The sequence below is a fragment of the Mesorhizobium temperatum genome, from assembly GCF_002284575.1.
Classification (GTDB): Bacteria; Pseudomonadota; Alphaproteobacteria; order Rhizobiales; family Rhizobiaceae; genus Mesorhizobium; species Mesorhizobium temperatum.
Genome location: NZ_NPKJ01000064.1, coordinates 1 through 17,163 on the forward strand (window position 1 = coordinate 1; position 17,163 = coordinate 17,163).

At 63.1% G+C, this 17,163-nt stretch carries 15 protein-coding genes; 11 read left to right on the forward strand and 4 right to left on the reverse strand.

The window, feature by feature from the left end:
- Positions 1 to 458: 458 nt before the first annotated feature.
- The 4 genes from CIT26_RS24350 to glcF all read left to right on the forward strand — a co-directional run bounded on the left by CIT26_RS24350 (position 459) and on the right by glcF (position 5,129).
- Complete coding sequence (locus CIT26_RS24350) at positions 459 to 1,955, forward strand: FAD-linked oxidase C-terminal domain-containing protein (protein ID WP_095494928.1); 1,497 nt, start codon at positions 459 to 461, stop codon at positions 1,953 to 1,955.
- Positions 1,956 to 2,069: 114 nt separating this feature from the next.
- Complete coding sequence (locus tag CIT26_RS24355; protein ID WP_095494929.1) at positions 2,070 to 3,326, forward strand: FAD-binding protein; 1,257 nt, start codon at positions 2,070 to 2,072, stop codon at positions 3,324 to 3,326.
- Positions 3,323 to 3,739: a DUF4870 family protein gene (locus tag CIT26_RS24360; protein WP_095494930.1), complete on the forward strand. Its 417-nt coding sequence runs from the start codon at positions 3,323 to 3,325 to the stop codon at positions 3,737 to 3,739. The genes CIT26_RS24355 and CIT26_RS24360 overlap by 4 nt, the downstream gene beginning before the upstream one ends.
- An 88-nt stretch (positions 3,740 to 3,827) precedes the next feature.
- Complete coding sequence (gene glcF, locus CIT26_RS24365; RefSeq protein WP_095494931.1) at positions 3,828 to 5,129, forward strand: glycolate oxidase subunit GlcF; 1,302 nt, start codon at positions 3,828 to 3,830, stop codon at positions 5,127 to 5,129.
- A 745-nt stretch (positions 5,130 to 5,874) separates the two neighbouring features.
- On the opposite strand, the gene CIT26_RS24380 is transcribed toward glcF, so the two are convergent.
- On the reverse strand, positions 5,875 to 6,795 hold the full coding sequence (locus CIT26_RS24380) for a bifunctional 5,10-methylenetetrahydrofolate dehydrogenase/5,10-methenyltetrahydrofolate cyclohydrolase (RefSeq protein ID WP_095494934.1): 921 nt from the start codon (positions 6,793 to 6,795) through the stop codon (positions 5,875 to 5,877).
- A gap of 270 nt (positions 6,796 to 7,065) precedes the next feature.
- The gene (locus CIT26_RS24385; RefSeq protein WP_095494935.1) at positions 7,066 to 7,812 is read right to left on the reverse strand and encodes a L,D-transpeptidase; all 747 of its coding nucleotides are present in this window, start codon (positions 7,810 to 7,812) and stop codon (positions 7,066 to 7,068) included.
- A gap of 211 nt (positions 7,813 to 8,023) precedes the next feature.
- Between CIT26_RS24385 and CIT26_RS24390 the strand changes: the two genes are divergently transcribed.
- The gene (locus CIT26_RS24390; RefSeq protein ID WP_095494936.1) at positions 8,024 to 8,659 is read left to right on the forward strand and encodes a DNA-3-methyladenine glycosylase I; all 636 of its coding nucleotides are present in this window, start codon (positions 8,024 to 8,026) and stop codon (positions 8,657 to 8,659) included.
- Positions 8,660 to 8,688: 29 nt separating this feature from the next.
- On the opposite strand, the gene CIT26_RS24395 is transcribed toward CIT26_RS24390, so the two are convergent.
- Entirely contained in the window at positions 8,689 to 8,940 is a 252-nt protein-coding gene (locus CIT26_RS24395) for a hypothetical protein (RefSeq protein WP_095494937.1), read from the reverse strand.
- Positions 8,941 to 9,137: 197 nt separating this feature from the next.
- Here CIT26_RS24395 and hisS point away from each other — a divergent pair, with 197 nt between their 5' ends.
- From hisS to CIT26_RS24430, 6 genes are all read left to right on the forward strand, one after another.
- Positions 9,138 to 10,703, forward strand: a complete 1,566-nt coding sequence (gene hisS / locus CIT26_RS24400) for a histidine--tRNA ligase (RefSeq protein WP_095494938.1) — start codon at positions 9,138 to 9,140, stop codon at positions 10,701 to 10,703.
- A 279-nt stretch (positions 10,704 to 10,982) separates the two neighbouring features.
- On the forward strand, positions 10,983 to 12,104 hold the full coding sequence (locus CIT26_RS24410; protein WP_095494939.1) for an ATP phosphoribosyltransferase regulatory subunit: 1,122 nt from the start codon (positions 10,983 to 10,985) through the stop codon (positions 12,102 to 12,104).
- The gene (gene hisG, locus CIT26_RS24415; protein ID WP_095494940.1) at positions 12,101 to 12,805 is read left to right on the forward strand and encodes an ATP phosphoribosyltransferase; all 705 of its coding nucleotides are present in this window, start codon (positions 12,101 to 12,103) and stop codon (positions 12,803 to 12,805) included. The genes CIT26_RS24410 and hisG overlap by 4 nt, the downstream gene beginning before the upstream one ends.
- A gap of 174 nt (positions 12,806 to 12,979) precedes the next feature.
- Positions 12,980 to 14,752 carry an AMP-binding protein gene (locus CIT26_RS24420; RefSeq protein ID WP_095494941.1) on the forward strand — a complete coding sequence of 591 codons (1,773 nt, stop codon included), beginning with the start codon at positions 12,980 to 12,982 and terminating at the stop codon, positions 14,750 to 14,752.
- Positions 14,753 to 14,872: 120 nt separating this feature from the next.
- Positions 14,873 to 15,292 carry a VOC family protein gene (locus CIT26_RS24425; RefSeq protein WP_095494942.1) on the forward strand — a complete coding sequence of 140 codons (420 nt, stop codon included), beginning with the start codon at positions 14,873 to 14,875 and terminating at the stop codon, positions 15,290 to 15,292.
- A 427-nt stretch (positions 15,293 to 15,719) separates the two neighbouring features.
- On the forward strand, positions 15,720 to 16,193 hold the full coding sequence (locus CIT26_RS24430) for a VOC family protein (RefSeq protein ID WP_095494943.1): 474 nt from the start codon (positions 15,720 to 15,722) through the stop codon (positions 16,191 to 16,193).
- A 235-nt stretch (positions 16,194 to 16,428) separates the two neighbouring features.
- On the opposite strand, the gene CIT26_RS24435 is transcribed toward CIT26_RS24430, so the two are convergent.
- The gene (locus CIT26_RS24435; RefSeq protein WP_095494944.1) at positions 16,429 to 17,142 is read right to left on the reverse strand and encodes a haloacid dehalogenase type II; all 714 of its coding nucleotides are present in this window, start codon (positions 17,140 to 17,142) and stop codon (positions 16,429 to 16,431) included.
- Positions 17,143 to 17,163: the final 21 nt, after the last annotated feature.

Consider the following 17,163-nt stretch of genomic DNA (forward strand, 5'->3'; position numbering starts at 1 on the left):
TCCCAAGAATCCACAACCCGGCAATTGGCAAGCCATTTTCCAACTACTCAAATGCGATTCCCCTGCCCTTGTGGGGAGGGTCGGCGAGCAAGCTGAGCGAAGCGAAGTTTGCGAAACGGGGTGGGGGTGCTCATAAAGCGCGTCCCTCTCGCCGACCCCCACCCGCTCACTTCGTTCGCGACCCTCCCCACAAGGGGGTGTTTGGGGACATCGCGCTCGTGTCCTCGAATGGCATCTCGAACCTCCCGGCGCAAAGCGCGCCAAACTGTTCGCGATGTCCTCGCACACCTGTTCGCGATGTCCCGGTCCAAACAAGGGAGAGGGTAAAACTGCAGCGGCAGATTGCCGCCGCGGAAGGCGGTGCAGGTGTCGGCGCTCGATTTCGGCCAAAGCAGGATTTGCAACAGATGCGAGTCACTGGTAAAAGATTTTTACCAGTCGATCGAAGGAGACTGTTGATGTCCGGCCTGCTGATGCCGAAGCCAGACGACGCCACGATGCGCCGGCGCGACGAGATCGTCGCCGATATGCGCATCATCGTGCCGGGCGAGGGCGTCGTCGACGCTGCCAACTCAATGCGCGCCTTCGAGAGCGACGGCCTCACCGCCTATCGGCAATTGCCGCTGGTCGTGGTGTTGCCCGAAACGGTGGCGCAGGTCTCGCGCGTGCTGAAATATTGCAACGACCGCAACATCCGCGTTGTGCCGCGCGGTTCCGGCACCTCGCTGTCCGGCGGCGCGCTGCCGCTGGAAGACGCCGTGCTGCTGGTGATGAGCAGGTTCAACCGCATTCTCGAGATCGATTTTACCAACCGCATCGTCGTCGCCCAGCCGGGCGTCACCAATCTCGGCATCACCACCGCCGTCGAGCAGGAGGGCTTTTATTACGCCCCCGATCCATCCTCCCAGATCGCCTGCTCGATCGGCGGCAATGTCGCGGAGAATTCCGGCGGCGTGCATTGCCTGAAATACGGCCTCACCGCCAATAATGTGCTCGGCATCGAGATGGTGCTGATGAATGGCGAGGTGGTGCGGCTCGGCGGCAAGCATCTCGACGCGGAAGGCTACGACCTGCTCGGGGTGATGACCGGTTCCGAAGGGCTTCTCGGCGTCGTCACCGAGGTCACCGTGCGCATACTGAAGAAGCCGGAGACGGCGCGCGCGTTGCTGATCGGCTTCCCGACCAGCGAGCAGGGCGGTCAATGCGTCGCCGACATCATCGGCGCCGGCATCATCCCGGGCGGCATGGAGATGATGGACCGCCCGGCGATCCACGCGGCCGAGGATTTCGTCCATGTCGGCTATCCCTTGGATGTCGAGGCGCTGCTGATCGTCGAACTCGACGGGCCGGGCGTCGAGGTCGATCATTTGATCGGCCTTGTCGAAGCCATCGCCCACAAGAACGGCTCGACCACCTGCCGAGTATCGCAATCGGAGCAGGAGCGGCTGAGTTTTTGGGCCGGCCGCAAGGCTGCCTTTCCGGCGGTCGGCCGCATTTCGCCCGACTATTACTGCATGGACGGCACCATTCCGCGCAAGGAACTGCCGCGCGTGCTGCACGGCATGCGCGAACTCTCCGAAAAATACGGGCTCGGCGTCGCCAATGTTTTCCATGCCGGCGACGGCAATCTGCATCCGCTCATCCTCTACGACGCCAACGTGCCCGGCGAGCTCGACAAGGCAGAGAGTTTCGGCGCCGACATTTTGCGGCTCTGCGTCAAGGTCGGCGGCGTGCTGACCGGCGAGCACGGGGTGGGGGTGGAGAAGCGCGACCTGATGCCGGAGATGTTCAACCAGATCGACCTCGACCAGCAGATGCGGGTTAAATGCGCCTTCGATCCCAACCATCTGCTCAATCCGGGCAAGGTGTTTCCGCAGCTGCGCCGTTGCGCCGAGCTCGGACGCATGCACGTGCATCGCGGCCAGACGGCGTTTCCGGACATTCCGAGGTTTTGAAGTGATGGGGTCTCGGAATGGGGGTTCCTCGCCCCCTCGACGCGGGGGAGAGGTGGCTCGGGCAAAGCCCGAGACGGAGAGGGGGTCTGCGGCCGATGCGCGCCCAGGACAGTCATGACCACCTTCACTCCGTCCACCGCCGCCGAAACCCTCTCCACCGTCGCCTGGGCTGCGGCGGAAGAATCGCCGCTCGAAATCCTCGGCCATGGCTCCAAGCGCGGCATCGGCCGTCCGCTGCAGACCGAGCACACGCTCGACCTGTCGAAACTGTCCGGCGTTACGCTTTACGAGCCGGCCGAACTGGTGCTGTCGGCCAAGGCCGGCACGCCGCTCGCCGAGATCGAAAGCCTGCTTTCCGAATACGGCCAGCAGCTTGCCTTCGAGCCGCTGGACTATGGTCCGCTGCTCGGCGGCGAAAAGGGAAAAGGCACGATCGGCGGCGTGCTGGCTGCGAACCTTTCCGGCCCGCGCCGGCTGAAAGCGGGGGCGGCGCGCGATCATATCCTCGGCATAGCAGCGGTTTCCGGTCGCGGCGAGGCCTTCAAGTCGGGCGGTCGCGTGGTCAAGAACGTCACCGGCTATGACCTGTCCAAACTCATGGCCAACAGCTGGGGCACGTTGGCTGTGTTCACCGACGTCACCTTCAAGGTGCTGCCCGCCGCCGAGACCGAAGTCACGCTCGCTCTGCGCGGCCTGCTCGACGATCACGCCGCAGCCGCCATGGCGCTGGCGCTCGGCTCCAGCGCGGAAGTGTCGAGCGCTGCCCATTTGCCCGAACGCGTTGCTGCACGGGTCGCCGGCGGCAGTCTCGGCAGCGCCGCGGCGACATTGCTGCGCGTCGAAGGTTTCGGACCGTCGGTCGCCTACCGCATTGCGGCGCTGAAAGATCTGCTCGGAAATGCCGGGCCGCTCGAGGAAATTTCCGGCGAGATCTCGCATTCCGTCTGGCGCGATATCCGCGATTGTGCGCCGTTTGTCGACGGCAGCGAAAAGCCAGTGTGGCGCGTGTCGATGGCGCCGGCGCAAGGCCACCAGATGGTGCTGGCGCTGCGCATGCAGGCGGCTGTCGATGCCTTCTATGACTGGCAGGGCGGACTGATCTGGCTGCGCATGGAGCATGGCGATCCCGAAGCCGAGCTTCTGCGCGGACTGGTGAGACAGTATGGCGGCGGCCATGCGACGCTGGTGCGCGCGGCGCCTTCTCATCGCGCCGCTGTGCCGGTGTTCGAGCCGCAGGCGCCGCAACTGGCGGCCTTGTCGGCGCGGCTCAAAGCCGAATTCGATCCCAAGAATATCCTCAATCCCGGCCATATGGCGCCGGCTGCAAGCTCTGCTACTCTTGGCCTGGCAACCGCGGGAGCAGCATCATGAGCGACATCAATCCAGGCCCGGCTGATTCAGGCCCGGCTGATTCAAATAAGCCCGCACCGCGGCAGACCGACCGCTGGCTGGAGCCGGGTTCGACCAACGCGCTGGTCATCTACATCCTTTATCTCGCCGGCCTGGCGATCGGCGTCACCGGCCTTGTCGGCATCGTTCTGGCCTATATCAATCGCGGCAAGGCTGGCGGCTTCGTCGAGAGCCACTACACCTTCCTGATCCGCACCTTCTGGATCGGCCTGCTTTATGCGCTGATCTCGGCTGTGCTGATGATGGTGGCGATAGGCTTCGTGCTGATGTTCGCCGTCGCCGTGTGGTTCATCGCCCGCTGTATTCTCGGCCTGCAGGCGCTGCAGCGCGGCGAGCCGGTCAAAGACCCGGAAAGCTGGTTCCTCGGACTTTAGAGCATGATCCCGAACCGAAGGTCAGCGTAGCAAAAAGTGGGAACCGGTTTTCGGAAAAGATCATGCTCAAACGGTAAGGACTTTTTGCGTGCAGACCAATTTCTCAGCTGCCCAGCTTGCCGATCCGCATGTCGCGGAATCGGAAAAAATCCTGCGCAAATGCGTGCATTGCGGTTTCTGCACGGCCACCTGTCCGACCTATGTGACGCTTGGCAACGAGCTGGACTCGCCGCGCGGGCGGATCTACCTGATCAAGGATATGCTGGAGAACGGTCGCCCCGCCGACAAGGAGATCGTCACCCATATCGACCGCTGCCTGTCCTGCCTCGCCTGCATGACCACCTGCCCGTCGGGCGTCAACTACATGCATCTGGTCGATCATGCCCGCGCCCATATCGAGGAGACCTACAAGCGCCCGCTGCCCGATCGCCTGACGCGCGCCATGCTGGCCTTGGTCCTGCCTTATCCCTCGCGTTTTCGCGCTGCGCTCAAGCTGGCGAGGCTCGCGCAGCCATTCGCCGGACTGTTCGAAAAGATCCCGGCGCTGAAGCCGCTGGGCGCGATGCTCAAGCTCGCGCCGGCGTCGGTTCCCGCGGCCTCGCCAATGGCTTCGCCGGGCATCCATGCCGGGCAGGGCACGAGAAAAGTAGGCCGCGTCGCCATTCTCACCGGCTGCGCGCAATCCGTGCTCGATCCCGCCATCAACGATACGACGATCGCGCTGCTGACGCGGCTGGGTGTCGAGGTCGTGGTACCTGAAGGCGAAGGCTGCTGCGGGGCGCTGGTCCATCATATGGGCCGCGAGGAGGCAGCCCTTGCCTCGGCCAGGCGCAATGTCGATGCCTGGACGCGCGCCATCGACCAAGGCGGCCTTGACGCCATCGTCATCACCGCGTCCGGCTGCGGCACCACGATCAAGGACTACGGCTTCATGCTGCGCCTCGATCCCGCCTATGCCGACAAGGCGGCGCGCGTGTCGTTGCTGGCCAAGGACATCACCGAATATCTGATGGCTCTCGACCTGCCCGAGCCGGTGCGCAAGCCCGGCACGATCGTCGCCTATCACTCCGCCTGCTCGATGCAGCACGGCCAAAAAATCACCCGCCAGCCGAAGGAGCTTCTGGCCAAGGCCGGCTTCGTCGTGCGCGAGCCGCGCGAGGGGCATCTGTGCTGCGGCTCGGCCGGCACCTACAACATCCTGCAATCCGAGATTTCGGCTCAACTGCGTGACCGCAAGGTCAGGAATATCGAGGCGACGGGTGCTGAAATCGTCGCCACCGGCAACATCGGCTGCATCACCCAGATCGCATCGGCTGCGAAGCTGCCGGTGGTGCACACGATAAAACTGCTCGACTGGGCCTATGGCGGCGAGCCGCCAAAATTGGTTTGATTGCTGCGCACCCTCCAATGAGACTGCTGAGATGCCCAACCCAGAGTCCGAAGAGATTGAAACCGTCGTTCGGCTGCTGTCGGACAGATCGCCTGCGACGTTCCAGACTCGCTATGCCAAATGCGAGGCAATCATCGCTCGACATTTCGAGGATGGGTCCGAATTCCTGTTTGCGCTCATTAAGGCAGCGGTAGAAGCCGACGTTCAGAGACAATCTGATTATCGACGCCGTTTCGTTTCTCGATGAGACGCATCTGGCCTGCCTGGCATTTTTCCTACAAGGGGCGGCGAAACGCGGGACAGATGTCGAAGACCTGTTGTCTCACGCCGTTCTGCAGGCACCGGAATTGTTTCCGGACAGTGTTCCGGCCACCAGTTACGATTTCGCAGACTGGCTGACGCATGATGATCCTCGCTCTCCGCCGGTCTGTCATCATTTTGTTTTCGAAGGAGGAGCTCCGAGTGACCTATCCTTTCCGGCGCACCGCTATCATCCTACCTGGCATCTGTCGGCGACTGGTAGGCCAATTACGGTCGGCGGCGAAGGATCTGCAGTGTGCCCGACCTGTCGCGAGCGACTGATACATCTGGTTACGCTGGACGATTTTGGGAACGAGCTAGTGATGCCTTTTCCCAGACTCCATATCGAGACCTGTGCTGGGGCAGCGGTGGCATTCTTTACGTTTTCTGGGATGACGAGTCCCGGATCACATGCCATGTGCCGCAATGTACGTGACGAAAGCGACTATTCCGCCGCCAGCTTATCGGCCGTCCCGTAGGTCGCCTGGTAGCGCGCGCGTTGCCGGCTGAGCGCCACCATCGTGTTGCGCAAAAGAATCGCTACGGTGATCGGGCCGACGCCGCCCGGCACCGGCGTGATCCAGGACGCCACTTCCTTGACGCTCTCGGCGTCGACGTCGCCGACGATACGGCTCTCCCCGTCCGGTCCGATCTCGGCATTGATGCCGATGTCGATGACGGCCGCACCCGGCTTGACCATGTCGGCCTTGATGAGCCGCGGCCTGCCGACCGCGACGAACAGCGCATCGGCGCGGCGCGCATGCGCAGCCACCGAGCGCGTCATGTGATGGCAGACCGTCACCGTCGCGCCCTCGCTCATCAGCAGGAAGGCGATCGGCTTGCCGACGATCTCGGAGTGACCGACGATGACGACCTCGAGCCCCTTCAGATCGAGACCGGTCTCCTTGAGCAGTTCGACCGAGGCTGCCGCCGTGCACGGCGCGAGGTCGAGCTGGTTGTAGACGATGTTGCCGATGGAAGCCGGATGCATGCCCTCGACATCCTTGAGCGGATGCACCGCCGCCTGAAGGATCTTGATCGGGATATGCGCCGGCACCGGCCGCTGGATGATGATACCGGTGACGCGCGGATCGGCATTAAGGCCATGGATCGCCGCTTCCAGTTCGCCGGCGGTGATGGCGGCGGCAAACCGTCTTTCCTCGAAATCGATGCCGGCCAATGCCGCCTTGGCGCGCTGGTTGCGCACATAGACATCGACTGCAGCTGTGTCGCCGACGGTGATCGATATCAGTTTGGGCGGAAAACCCTCGGCGGTCGCAGTCGCCGCATCCTCGCGCACCGAGGCGATGATGCGCTGGGCGACCGGGCCGCCCCTGAGATAGCGGTTGTCATCGGACAGGGACATGGATGAACCTTCTGTCTGAAAGTGTTGCTGCCGACATAGCAAGACTCTTTGGAAAATGGCAGCACGAAAGCGAACTGCTATGCCTGTCGCGCGACGTACCGGCGAACCTGCGAAGATGTGCCCGCCAACCGGATGTCAGCAGAAACAAAAAGGGCAGCGCGGCTTGCCGCACTGCCCTTTCGTGACTGGCCGCATCCCCACACGGCCCGTCCCCCGTATCCGATGATCCAGACTCTTCTGGACAAAATCGGCAATAAGATCAACTGCAGATTACATCACCACAACCGCTGTGCCAACATTGACCCGTTCATAGAGGTCGACGACGTCCTCGTTGCGCATGCGGATGCAGCCCGACGACACGGCACCCCCGATCGTCCAGGGCTGGTTGGTGCCGTGGATGCGGTAGAGCGTCGAGCCGAGATAGAGCGCGCGCGCGCCGAGCGGATTCTCGACGCCGCCGGCGACATAGGTCGGCAGATAACGGCCGTTGGCGGCCTCGCGCGAGATCATCTCCGCCGGCGGTCGCCATTCGGGCCAGACCCTCTTCTGCGAGATCCTGTGCTTGCCGGCCCATTCGAAGCCCGGCTTGCCGGTGCCGACGCCATAGCGCCGCGCCTTGCCGTTGTTCTCGACCAGATAGAGGAAATTCTCCCTCGTATCGATGACGATCGTGCCCGGCTTCTCCGGACCGTCATAGGCGACTTCCTGCGGCAGGTAGATCGGGTTGATCTGCGGGCGTGCGAGCAGGCGCTTCTTGGCCGGTGCCTGCATCGCCGCCGTGTGCAGCTGAGCCGGTTGCGCCTGCCGTTGGGAACGGCGCTGCGGCTTTTGCATCTCTTGCCGGTTCTGGCGGACGATGCCCGGCGCCCGGCCAAGCTGCAGCACCCAGGGCGCTGAAAGGTCAGGGCTCACCATCACCGGCGGCCTGTCGGCATAGCGGTCGTTGGCGCTGGAGGATGTAGCGGCGGTGGCCAGCACGGCTGCGGCGCCGAGTAGCGGGAACAAAAATGTCTTCATCGGAACGCACCTTGTTCGTCGAACACGCCGGGCGCAAAAGCGTCCCCGGTTCGCGGACATTGGGCGCGGAGCAGCAACCGAACCATGAATCGGAATGCGTAAAATGCTCCATTGTCAGTAAAGCTTTCGGTGTGGTTACCGGCCGGTTCAGGAATCTGGTAAAGCCGCGGTAAAGGCAGCGCTGAGGCGCATTAACGAATGGAATTCCGCCATGGATGAGAAGACAGGCCTGCTCGCCGGACCCGATGGTATCGCGCGCTGCTTCTGGCACGGCAATCTGCCGGATTATTTGCACTACCACGATCATGAATGGGGCCGGCCGGTCACCGACGACCGCAAGCTGTTCGAAAAGATCTGCCTCGAAGGCTTTCAGTCGGGCCTGTCCTGGCTGACCATATTGCGCAAGCGCGAGAATTTCCGCGAGGCGTTCGCCGGCTTCGATATCGACAAGATCGCTGCCTTTACCGACGAGGATGTCGAGCGCCTGCTCGACAATGCCGGCATCATCCGCCACCGCGGCAAGATTGTCTCGACCATCAACAACGCCAAGCGTGCGCGTGAATTGGCCGACGAGGCCGGCTCGCTGGCGGCCTGGTTCTGGAAGTTCGAACCCGGCCCCGACGAACGGCCCGAAATCTTCGATCTCGCCCATCTGCGCGCCAACCCGACCACGGCGGTTTCCGTGCGGATTTCGAAAGAGCTGAAGAAACGCGGCTGGAGCTTTGTCGGCCCGACCACCGTCTACGCCTTCATGCAGGCAATGGGGCTGGTCAACGACCATCTCGAAGGCTGTGTCTGCCGCGAGCAGGTCGAGGCGGAGCGCAGGGCGTTCAAGCGGCCGAAGTAGCTTCCTCACCGCGAAGCGGGCGATAAAACTCAAGCGCCGCCGGCGCCGGCCAGAAAAAGCGCGGCAACGATGGCCGCCACAGTGGCAAAAGCCGGATAGATCACCAGCAGGCCGGTCATCAGCGCATCGCGCATGGTCGGTCGTTTGCGCTCGTCCGCGGCGACCTCGAATGGTCCCGCCATTTGGCCTGCCGGCCTCGGTGCATGACTATCGGCCCGTCGCAGCCGGGGCAGATCGCGGGCACCGCTGTCGATGATGTCGAATTCCCGTGCCGTGGTCATGGCCCGAACCCCTTGTTTCGGCGCGCTTTATCGGCTGCGATTGTGTCGGCACAATGCCGCGCTTATGGCGGAATTGTTTCGTTTATCGCGTGGTTTGTTTCAGGAAGGGTGCAAACCCTTGCCGGTCCGGACAGGTTCGGTTAGGACACGCCTACTCGAAATAAGTCATCGATTACTTAGCAAAAAAGACCCATGCCATGGCCGACAAATCGGAAAAGATGAAAGCGCGGCTGCCGCGCGGGCTTGTCGACCGCGGTGCCGACGACATCCGCGCCGTCGAGAAGATGATGGCGACGATCCGCGCGGTCTATGAGCTTTACGGCTTCGAGCCGGTCGACCAGCCGGTGATCGAATACACCGATGCGCTGGGCAAATTCCTGCCCGATCAGGATCGGCCGAACGAGGGCGTGTTCTCGTTCCAGGACGACGACGACCAGTGGCTGTCGCTGCGCTACGATTTGACTGCGCCGATGGCCCGCTTCGTCGCCGAGAATTACGAGCGCCTGCCGAAACCCTATCGCAGCTACCGCTCCGGCTGGGTGTTCCGCAACGAGAAGGCTGGCCCCGGCCGCTTCCGCCAATTCATGCAGTTCGACGCCGACACGGTCGGCACGCCGGGTGTGGCAGCGGACGCAGAAATGGCGATGATGATGGCCGACGTGATGGAAGCACTCGGCATCAAGCGCGGCGACTACGTCATCCGGGTCAACAACCGCAAGGTGCTGGACGGCGTGTTGGAGGCGATCGGCCTTGGCGGCGATGAGAACGCTGGCCGCCGTCTGCAGGTGCTGCGCGCGATCGACAAGTTGGATAAGCTGGGCGTCGAGGGGGTGCGGTTGCTGTTGGGCGCAGGGCGCAAGGACGAAAGCGGTGATTTCACCAAGGGTGCTGGGCTGGGTAATGCTCAGGTCGATGAGCTCATGGAATTTATTGAGCAAGCGAACAAATCGGCCGGTGCAATGCGGAAGGCAGCCGCCGCGGGTGATTTATTTAACAACGAAATTGATCAGAGCTATTTCGTCTTGAAACAAGGCAGCACTTTCTACAATTCTGACCTTTGCGTCGAAGGGCACCAGCAGCTTGAGGAAATACGGAGCCTAGCAAGAAGTGCCGGCTACGGAATGGATCGAATTATGATCGACCCTTCCGTCGTCCGCGGCCTCGAATACTACACCGGTCCGGTCTACGAGGCCGAGCTGCTGGCGGAAATCCCCAACGAGGACGGCCAGATCGTGCGCTTCGGCTCGGTCGGCGGCGGTGGTCGCTATGACGGGCTCGTCTCGCGCTTTCGTGGCGAGCCGGTGCCGGCGACCGGCTTTTCCATCGGCGTCTCCAGGCTGATGACGGCGCTGAAGAACCTCGGCAAGCTCGACACGTCTGACGTCATCGCGCCGGTCGTCGTGCTCACCATGGACAAGGACACCGAAAGCCTCGGCCGCTATCAAAAGATGGTGGCCGAGCTGCGCGCCGCCGGCATTCGCTCCGAAATGTATCTCGGCGCCGCCGGCATGAAGGCGCAGCTCAAATATGCCGACCGCCGCGGCAGCCCGGTCGCCATCATCCAGGGCGGCGACGAGCGGGCGAAAGGCGAGGTGCAGATCAAGGACCTGATCGAAGGCGCGCGGATGTCTGCGGAGATCGCAGACAACGCCGAATGGCGCGCCGCGCGCCCGGCGCAGGTGACGGTGGCGGAAAGGGAGCTGGTCGCCGAGGTGAAGAAGATATTGGCGGCGCAGGCGGAGGAGCGGGTGCGTGGCAAGTAGAGGTCGCGTTTCGTCGCGCCCCCCTCTGTCCTGCCGGACATCTCCCCCACACGGGGGGAGATCCGCCGTCGTCACCGTTTTCGCCAATCACCGACGCTGGAAGGCTGGAGCTGCCATTGAAGCTGCCGATCTCCCCCCAAGTGGGGGAGATGTCCGGCAGGACAGAGGGGGGCGCCGTGGAGCGCCGACCTCCGCGCTCCGTCCAGCACCCCTCATCCGTCTCGGCGCTTCGCGCCGATCCACCTTCTCCCACAGGGGGAGAAGGGAAGGGCGCCTGCCATGACATCCCGCTACCCCGCCATCGCATCAGACATCACAAAACTCTTCGCCGCGCGCAACGCCCATACGGTGGAAGTCGCGGTGCTGCAGCCGGCCGACCCGTTCCTCGACATGGCCGGAGAGGATCTGCGCCGCCGCATTTTCCTCACCGAAAGCGAGACGGGCCAGACGCTTTGCCTGCGCCCCGAATTCACCATTCCTGTCTGCCTCGACCATATTGCCAGCCAGGCCGGCACGCCGCGCCGCTATTCCTATCTCGGCGAGGTGTTTCGCCAGCGCCGCGAGGGCGGCAATGAGTTCTTCCAGGCCGGCATCGAGGATCTCGGCGACGGCGACATCGCACAGGCCGACGCGCGTTCGCTGGCCGATGCGCATGCGCTGCTTTCGCTGGTGCTGCCGGACCAGGCACTGGCGATCACGCTCGGCGACCAGACCGTATTCGAAGCGGTGCTCGCCGCGCTCGGCCTGCCGCGCGGTTGGCGCATGCGGCTGGCGCGGGCCTTCGGTTCGGCGGCGATGCTGGAGGCAGCGCTTGCCGACCTCGCCAACCCGCCGCGCAACGGCCAGCTCCCCGGCCCGGTCGCTGCCCTTGTCCTCGATGGCGACCTGGAAGGGCTTTCGTCGCACATCGCCGGCGGCATGGAGCAAGCGGGTCTGTCGGCGTCGGCCGGGCGCTCGCCGGCCGACATTGCGCGACGCTTGATCGAGAAGGCCGAATTGCGCAGCGTCAGGCTGTCGAACGAGGCGTTTTCGGCGCTGAAGGATTTTCTGGCGATCGACGTGGCGCTCGACGGCGCGGCAAAAGCGCTCGAGATCTTCGCGGCCGAAGCCGGCCTTTCGCTGGGTGCGGCGCTGGACAATTTTTCCGCACGTGCAAAGTCGATCGAAGCTCTTGGTCTGCCCTCGGCAAAAATCCGCTACGATGCCGCCTTCGGCCGTCCGCTCGACTACTACACCGGCCTGGTCTTCGAGATTGCGGCGGAAAACGGCGACCGGCCGCTGGCCGGCGGCGGCCGCTATGACCGCTTGCTGACGCTGCTCGGCGCGAAAACGCCGATCCCCGGCGTCGGCTTTTCCGTCTGGCTCGACCGCATCGAAGCGTTGCGGGAGAAGGCGCAATGATCACGCTGGCGATCCCGTCGAAGGGCCGGCTCAAGGAGCAGGCGCTGGAGGTGCTGGCCAAGGCCGGGCTTGCCGTCAGCCTGCCCGGCGACGAGCGTAAATACCGCGCCCGCATCGAAGGTGTGGAGAGCGTCGAGGTGGCGTTTCTGTCGGCGTCCGAAATATCAGGCGAGATCGGCCAGGGCTCGGTCGACCTCGGCATCACCGGCGAGGATCTGTTGCGCGAAAGCCTCGCCGATTGGGAGGCGCGTGCGGAGATAGTCGCCCGCCTCGGTTTCGGCAACGCCGATGTCGTGGTGGCGGTGCCCGACATCTGGCTCGATGTCGATACGATGGCCGATCTCGACGATGTCGCCGCCGATTTCCGCCAGCGCCACGGCAGGCGGCTCAGGATCGCCACCAAATACTGGCGGCTGACGCAGCAATTCTTTTCGCAAAAGCACGGCATCCAGGTCTATCGCATCGTCGAGAGCCTGGGCGCTACCGAAGGCGCGCCGGCGGCGGGATTGGCCGATGTCGTCGTCGACATCACCACGTCAGGCTCGACGCTGCGCGCCAATCACCTGAAGGTGCTGGCCGACGGCGTCATCCTGCGCTCGCAGGCCTGCCTGGTTGCATCTAGGAAGACGCGTGCGGCGGCCGACGAGGCAATCCTGCGCGACATCGCGGCGAAGATGGCAGGCGCAATCCCTCCCCCTTGAGGGGAAGGTGTCTCGCGGAGCGAGGCGGGTGGGGTCGTCTCACTTCGAGCACTGCCGCAACGACCTCACCCATCCATCCCCTCAAGGGGAGGGATGGCGCTCCAGTACCATCAACGGGATTTCCACCACCCCGGCAGGCTGATAGACTCGGCCTCGTCTGCGGAGGACACGGCGATGCCGATCAATCTCGACGAGTTGAAGAATGCCACCAACCTGCGCGGCCGCCGCCCACGCAACGGTGGTACGTTCGTCGCGCCGGTCGACGGCAGGGCACATGTGTCGGGCGAGCGCAGTGTGCCGCTGCTGCAGCAGACCATCCCGGCACTGCTTTCCGATACCGTCAGCAAATACGGCACGCTCGATGCCGCCGTCTTTGTCGACCAGGACAAGCGCTTCACCTGGAGCGAACTTTCAGACACGGTGGACGCGCTGGCCGCAGGCTTCCTGGCGCTTGGCCTGGCAAAAGGCGACCGCGTCGGCATCTGGTCGCCCAACCGCTGGGAATGGCTGGTGACGCAGTTCGCCACCGCGCGCATCGGCCTGATCCTGGTCAACATCAACCCGGCCTACCGGCTGACGGAGCTGGACTATGCGCTGAACAAGGTCGCCTGCCGAGCGCTGGTCACAGCCGTCAAATTCAAGAGCTCCGACTATCTCGGCATGATCGAGACGCTGGCGCCGGAGATCGCGACTGCGACACCGGGCAAACTTGAGGCCAAAAAATTGCCGGCGCTAAAAATTGTCATCCGCATGGGCGAGGAGAACTCGCCCGGCATGTTCAATTTCGCCGACGTGCTGGCGATGGCCGGGCGCGACGAGCATGACAGCCTCGACCGGATCTCCGAGGGGCTGAAGCCCGGCGACGCCATCAACATCCAGTTCACCTCAGGCACGACAGGCGCGCCAAAGGGCGCGACGCTGACCCACAACAACATCGTCAACAATGGCAATTTCGTCACCTCGGCGATCCGGCTCACCGTCGACGACCGGCTGTGCATCCCGGTGCCGCTCTATCACTGCTTCGGCATGTCGATGGGCACGATCGGCTGCGTCACCAAGGGCGCGACCATGGTCTTTCCTGGTGAGGGCTTCGATGCCGGCGCCACGCTGAAGGCGGTGGCGGGCGAGCACTGCACCGGCCTTTACGGCGTGCCGACCATGTTCGTCGGCCTGCTCGACCATCCGGATTTTGACACCTTCGATCTCACCAGCCTGCGCACCGGCATCATGGCCGGCTCGCCGTGCCCGATCGAGGTGATGAAGAAGGTGGTGTCGCTGATGCACATGGCGGAGGTGACCATCGCCTATGGCATGACCGAGACCAGCCCGGTGTCGTTCCAGAGCAGCGTCGACGATCCGCTGGAAAAGCGCGTCTCGACGGTCGGCCGCGTCCACCCCCATGTTGAGGTCAAGGCGATCGATTCCGATGGCGCCACCGTTGCGGTCGGCGCGCCGGGCGAACTCTGCACACGCGGCTATTCGGTGATGAAGGGCTATTGGGACGACGAGGAAAAAACCCGCGAGGCGATTGATCCCGACGGCTGGATGCACACCGGCGACCTCGCCATCATCGATGCGGAGGGCTATTGCAACATCGTCGGCAGGGTCAAGGACATGGTCATCCGCGGCGGCGAGAACGTCTATCCGCGCGAGGTCGAGGAATTTCTCTACCGCCACCCCAAGGTCAGGGAAGTGCAGGTTTTCGGCATTCCCGACCCGAAATACGGCGAGGAGCTTTGTGCCTGGATCGTGCTCAAGCCGGGCCAGATCGCCACCGAGCAGGAGATCAAGGCCTTTTGCGCCGGCCAGATCGCCCACTACAAGATCCCGCGCCACATCCGCTTTCGCACCGAATTGCCGATGACGGTGACCGGCAAGCCGCAGAAGTTTCTCATGCGCGAGGCGATGGTTCACGAACTGGGGCTGGTGACGCCGAAGACCGCCTGAAGCGGGGTGTCCGCGTCGCGCCACGCGGCCGTTACGCTCCCACGATTCCAAGGCGGGATTCGGTCACCGCGATCTGGCCAAATCAGCAATAGAATTGCCGTCAGAATGGAGTGTCCAAAAATGAAGGTTTTGTTCATTTCGAGTATGGCCATCGTTGCGCCGGATCCAGCCGAGAGCCGCAAGCTCTTCATTGACGTGCTGGGCTTGCCGCTCAAGCGCCACGAGGGCGACGAGTACTACTTCAGCGAGAGCATCGGCGGCAGTAAGCATTTTGGCGTATGGCCACTCTCGCAGGCTGCCGAAGCGTGCTTTGGAACACGCGAGTGGCCGGCAGATCGGCCGATACCGCAAGCCTGTATCGAGTTCGAAGTCGAGGACCCGGATGGCGTCGCTGCCGCCGCGCAGGAGTTTCAGGAAAAAGGGTATGACCTGCTCCATGGCGCACGCACCGAACCCTGGGGCCAGACCGTCGCCCGACTCCAAACAATTGAAGGAGCGATCGTCGGCATCTCCTATGCACCCTGGATGCATCAGACTTAACTGGGCCTGCAGGCCCCCAACAACCCAATGCAATGAAGAGTTGAGCAACATGTTGCCCAGCAACTCCGTTCTCATACGAGCACCCTCGATGCGCAATGCGATGGTTGACGAACTGGGGCTGGTGACGCCGAAGACCGCCTGAGGGGCGGACCGGCGGAGCATCGTAGTCCTGTTGTCGCCAGGTCAGGGGTCGCAATCTTGGTCCGCCTTGCGGACGCTCCGAACACTCCCGACGCATTTCAGGAGCGGACCTTCGCTTTATTGTCCGGAACCCAGGCCAAAGCGGACAGCGACGTTAAGGTAAGCTGCCCTTTGCGATCGCCCGGGCGAGACGGCGCTTCCGGGGTGGAGAAAAGCGGTTGGCTACCTATTTCGGAAGAGGGAAACAGGGCCGAAATCCTGGCCTTAAAGCGAAAGGAACCCGCAAATGCCAAAGAATACGATTTGCCTCTGGTACGATAAGGACGCAGAGGCCGCCGCCCGCTTCTACTCCGAGATCTTTCCTGACAGCGTGGTGGGTGCTGTCCACCGTGCACCCAGTGACTACCCGGCCGGCAAAGAAGGCGAAGTGTTGACGGTCGAATTCACAGTCGCGGGCCTTCCTTGTATCGGCCTCAACGGGGGTCCCGAGTTCAAGCACAACGAAGCCTTCTCGTTCCAGATCGCCACCGACGATCAGGAGGAGACCGATCGCTATTGGAATGCCATCGTCGGCAACGGCGGCCAGGAGAGCGTGTGCGGTTGGTGCAAAGACAAATGGGGGATTTCCTGGCAAATCATTCCGCGCGTGCTGACTGACGCGATGGCGGCTGGCGGCGACGAGGCAAAGCGCGCGTTTGATGCCATGATGACCATGGTGAAAATCGACGTCGCCGCGATCGAGGCGGCGCGGCGCGGTTGACGCTCCATCGCGTCTTGCGGCCAAATTGCTGCCACCCAGTGCGGCCGTCCAGCCACCAGCTTGCGTTGCGCGGCAGCTTTCGCATTAAGCTGGGCTACGGGGTGGACGTCGGGCTTACTCGGCAATGCGGGCAACTCGACCGCTCCGCACCTTCATTTCCCTGGTGATGGCTGTCGCAGAGCCAGCGGGACAACGCGGGCTTTTGTTGCCGGCTGCCGGAGCGCGCCCTCGCAACCTACTTCAGAATTGCAGCGAGTTCGATCAAGTCATTTGCCATGTATTCCCAACCGTCGCGCGGCTTGACAGCGGCAGCCTTCGACGGGTCATGCGCATTTGCGCGAACGACATACGCCGTCTTCAATCCGCATCGACGCGCGGCGTCCAGATCGTAGTCGTGGGCGGCAACCAGCATCGCCCTGTCCGGCTCCACGCTCAGCAGCTCGCAGGCACGAAGATACACCTGTGGCATCGGCTTATAGGCCTCGGAGACATCAGCGCCAAGGATCGTATCCCATGGCAGCCCGGCATGTTTTGCCATGTCCACCAGAAGTCGGGTGTTCCCATCGGACAGCGGTGCGACGATGAAGCGTTCCTTCAATCTGGAAAGACCCTCCACCGAGTCCGGCCACGGCTTGAGGCGGTGCCAAGCCAGATTGAGATTTTCCAGTTCAGCACTCGGTACAGCCGATGGCATCAACCCGTATCCTTTCAGACACGCTTCCAGGTTCTCCATGTTGAGCAGATCGAGCGGGACAAAGGGCCGCCGACCGCAGCGAACGGCTTCAACCGATGCGTCATAGCGTCCGACCCAAGCATCGGCAAAAGCACTAGCGTCGATATGCAACGCGCCGTGGCGCTTCAGAAAAGAACTTGCCTCCGCCGCTATGCTGCCGCGCCAATCGACAACGGTCCCCAGGACGTCGAAGAACAACACCTCAACTTTCGTCACTTTAGCTCTCCATGCTCGTTT

What these genes read in the sequence shown, in the direction of transcription:
- CIT26_RS24350 (WP_095494928.1), top strand. Translation starts at nt 459, where the DNA reads ATGTCCGGCCTGCTGATGCCGAAGCCAGACGACGCCACGATGCGCCGG.
- CIT26_RS24355 (WP_095494929.1), top strand. Translation starts at nt 2,070, where the DNA reads ATGACCACCTTCACTCCGTCCACCGCCGCCGAAACCCTCTCCACCGTC.
- CIT26_RS24360 (WP_095494930.1), top strand. Translation starts at nt 3,323, where the DNA reads ATGAGCGACATCAATCCAGGCCCGGCTGATTCAGGCCCGGCTGATTCA.
- CIT26_RS24380 (WP_095494934.1), bottom strand. Translation starts at nt 6,795, where the DNA reads ATGTCCCTGTCCGATGACAACCGCTATCTCAGGGGCGGCCCGGTCGCC.
- CIT26_RS24385 (WP_095494935.1), bottom strand. Translation starts at nt 7,812, where the DNA reads ATGAAGACATTTTTGTTCCCGCTACTCGGCGCCGCAGCCGTGCTGGCC.
- CIT26_RS24390 (WP_095494936.1), top strand. Translation starts at nt 8,024, where the DNA reads ATGGATGAGAAGACAGGCCTGCTCGCCGGACCCGATGGTATCGCGCGC.
- CIT26_RS24395 (WP_095494937.1), bottom strand. Translation starts at nt 8,940, where the DNA reads ATGACCACGGCACGGGAATTCGACATCATCGACAGCGGTGCCCGCGAT.
- hisS (WP_095494938.1), top strand. Translation starts at nt 9,138, where the DNA reads ATGGCCGACAAATCGGAAAAGATGAAAGCGCGGCTGCCGCGCGGGCTT.
- CIT26_RS24410 (WP_095494939.1), top strand. Translation starts at nt 10,983, where the DNA reads ATGACATCCCGCTACCCCGCCATCGCATCAGACATCACAAAACTCTTC.
- hisG (WP_095494940.1), top strand. Translation starts at nt 12,101, where the DNA reads ATGATCACGCTGGCGATCCCGTCGAAGGGCCGGCTCAAGGAGCAGGCG.
- CIT26_RS24420 (WP_095494941.1), top strand. Translation starts at nt 12,980, where the DNA reads ATGCCGATCAATCTCGACGAGTTGAAGAATGCCACCAACCTGCGCGGC.
- CIT26_RS24425 (WP_095494942.1), top strand. Translation starts at nt 14,873, where the DNA reads ATGAAGGTTTTGTTCATTTCGAGTATGGCCATCGTTGCGCCGGATCCA.
- CIT26_RS24430 (WP_095494943.1), top strand. Translation starts at nt 15,720, where the DNA reads ATGCCAAAGAATACGATTTGCCTCTGGTACGATAAGGACGCAGAGGCC.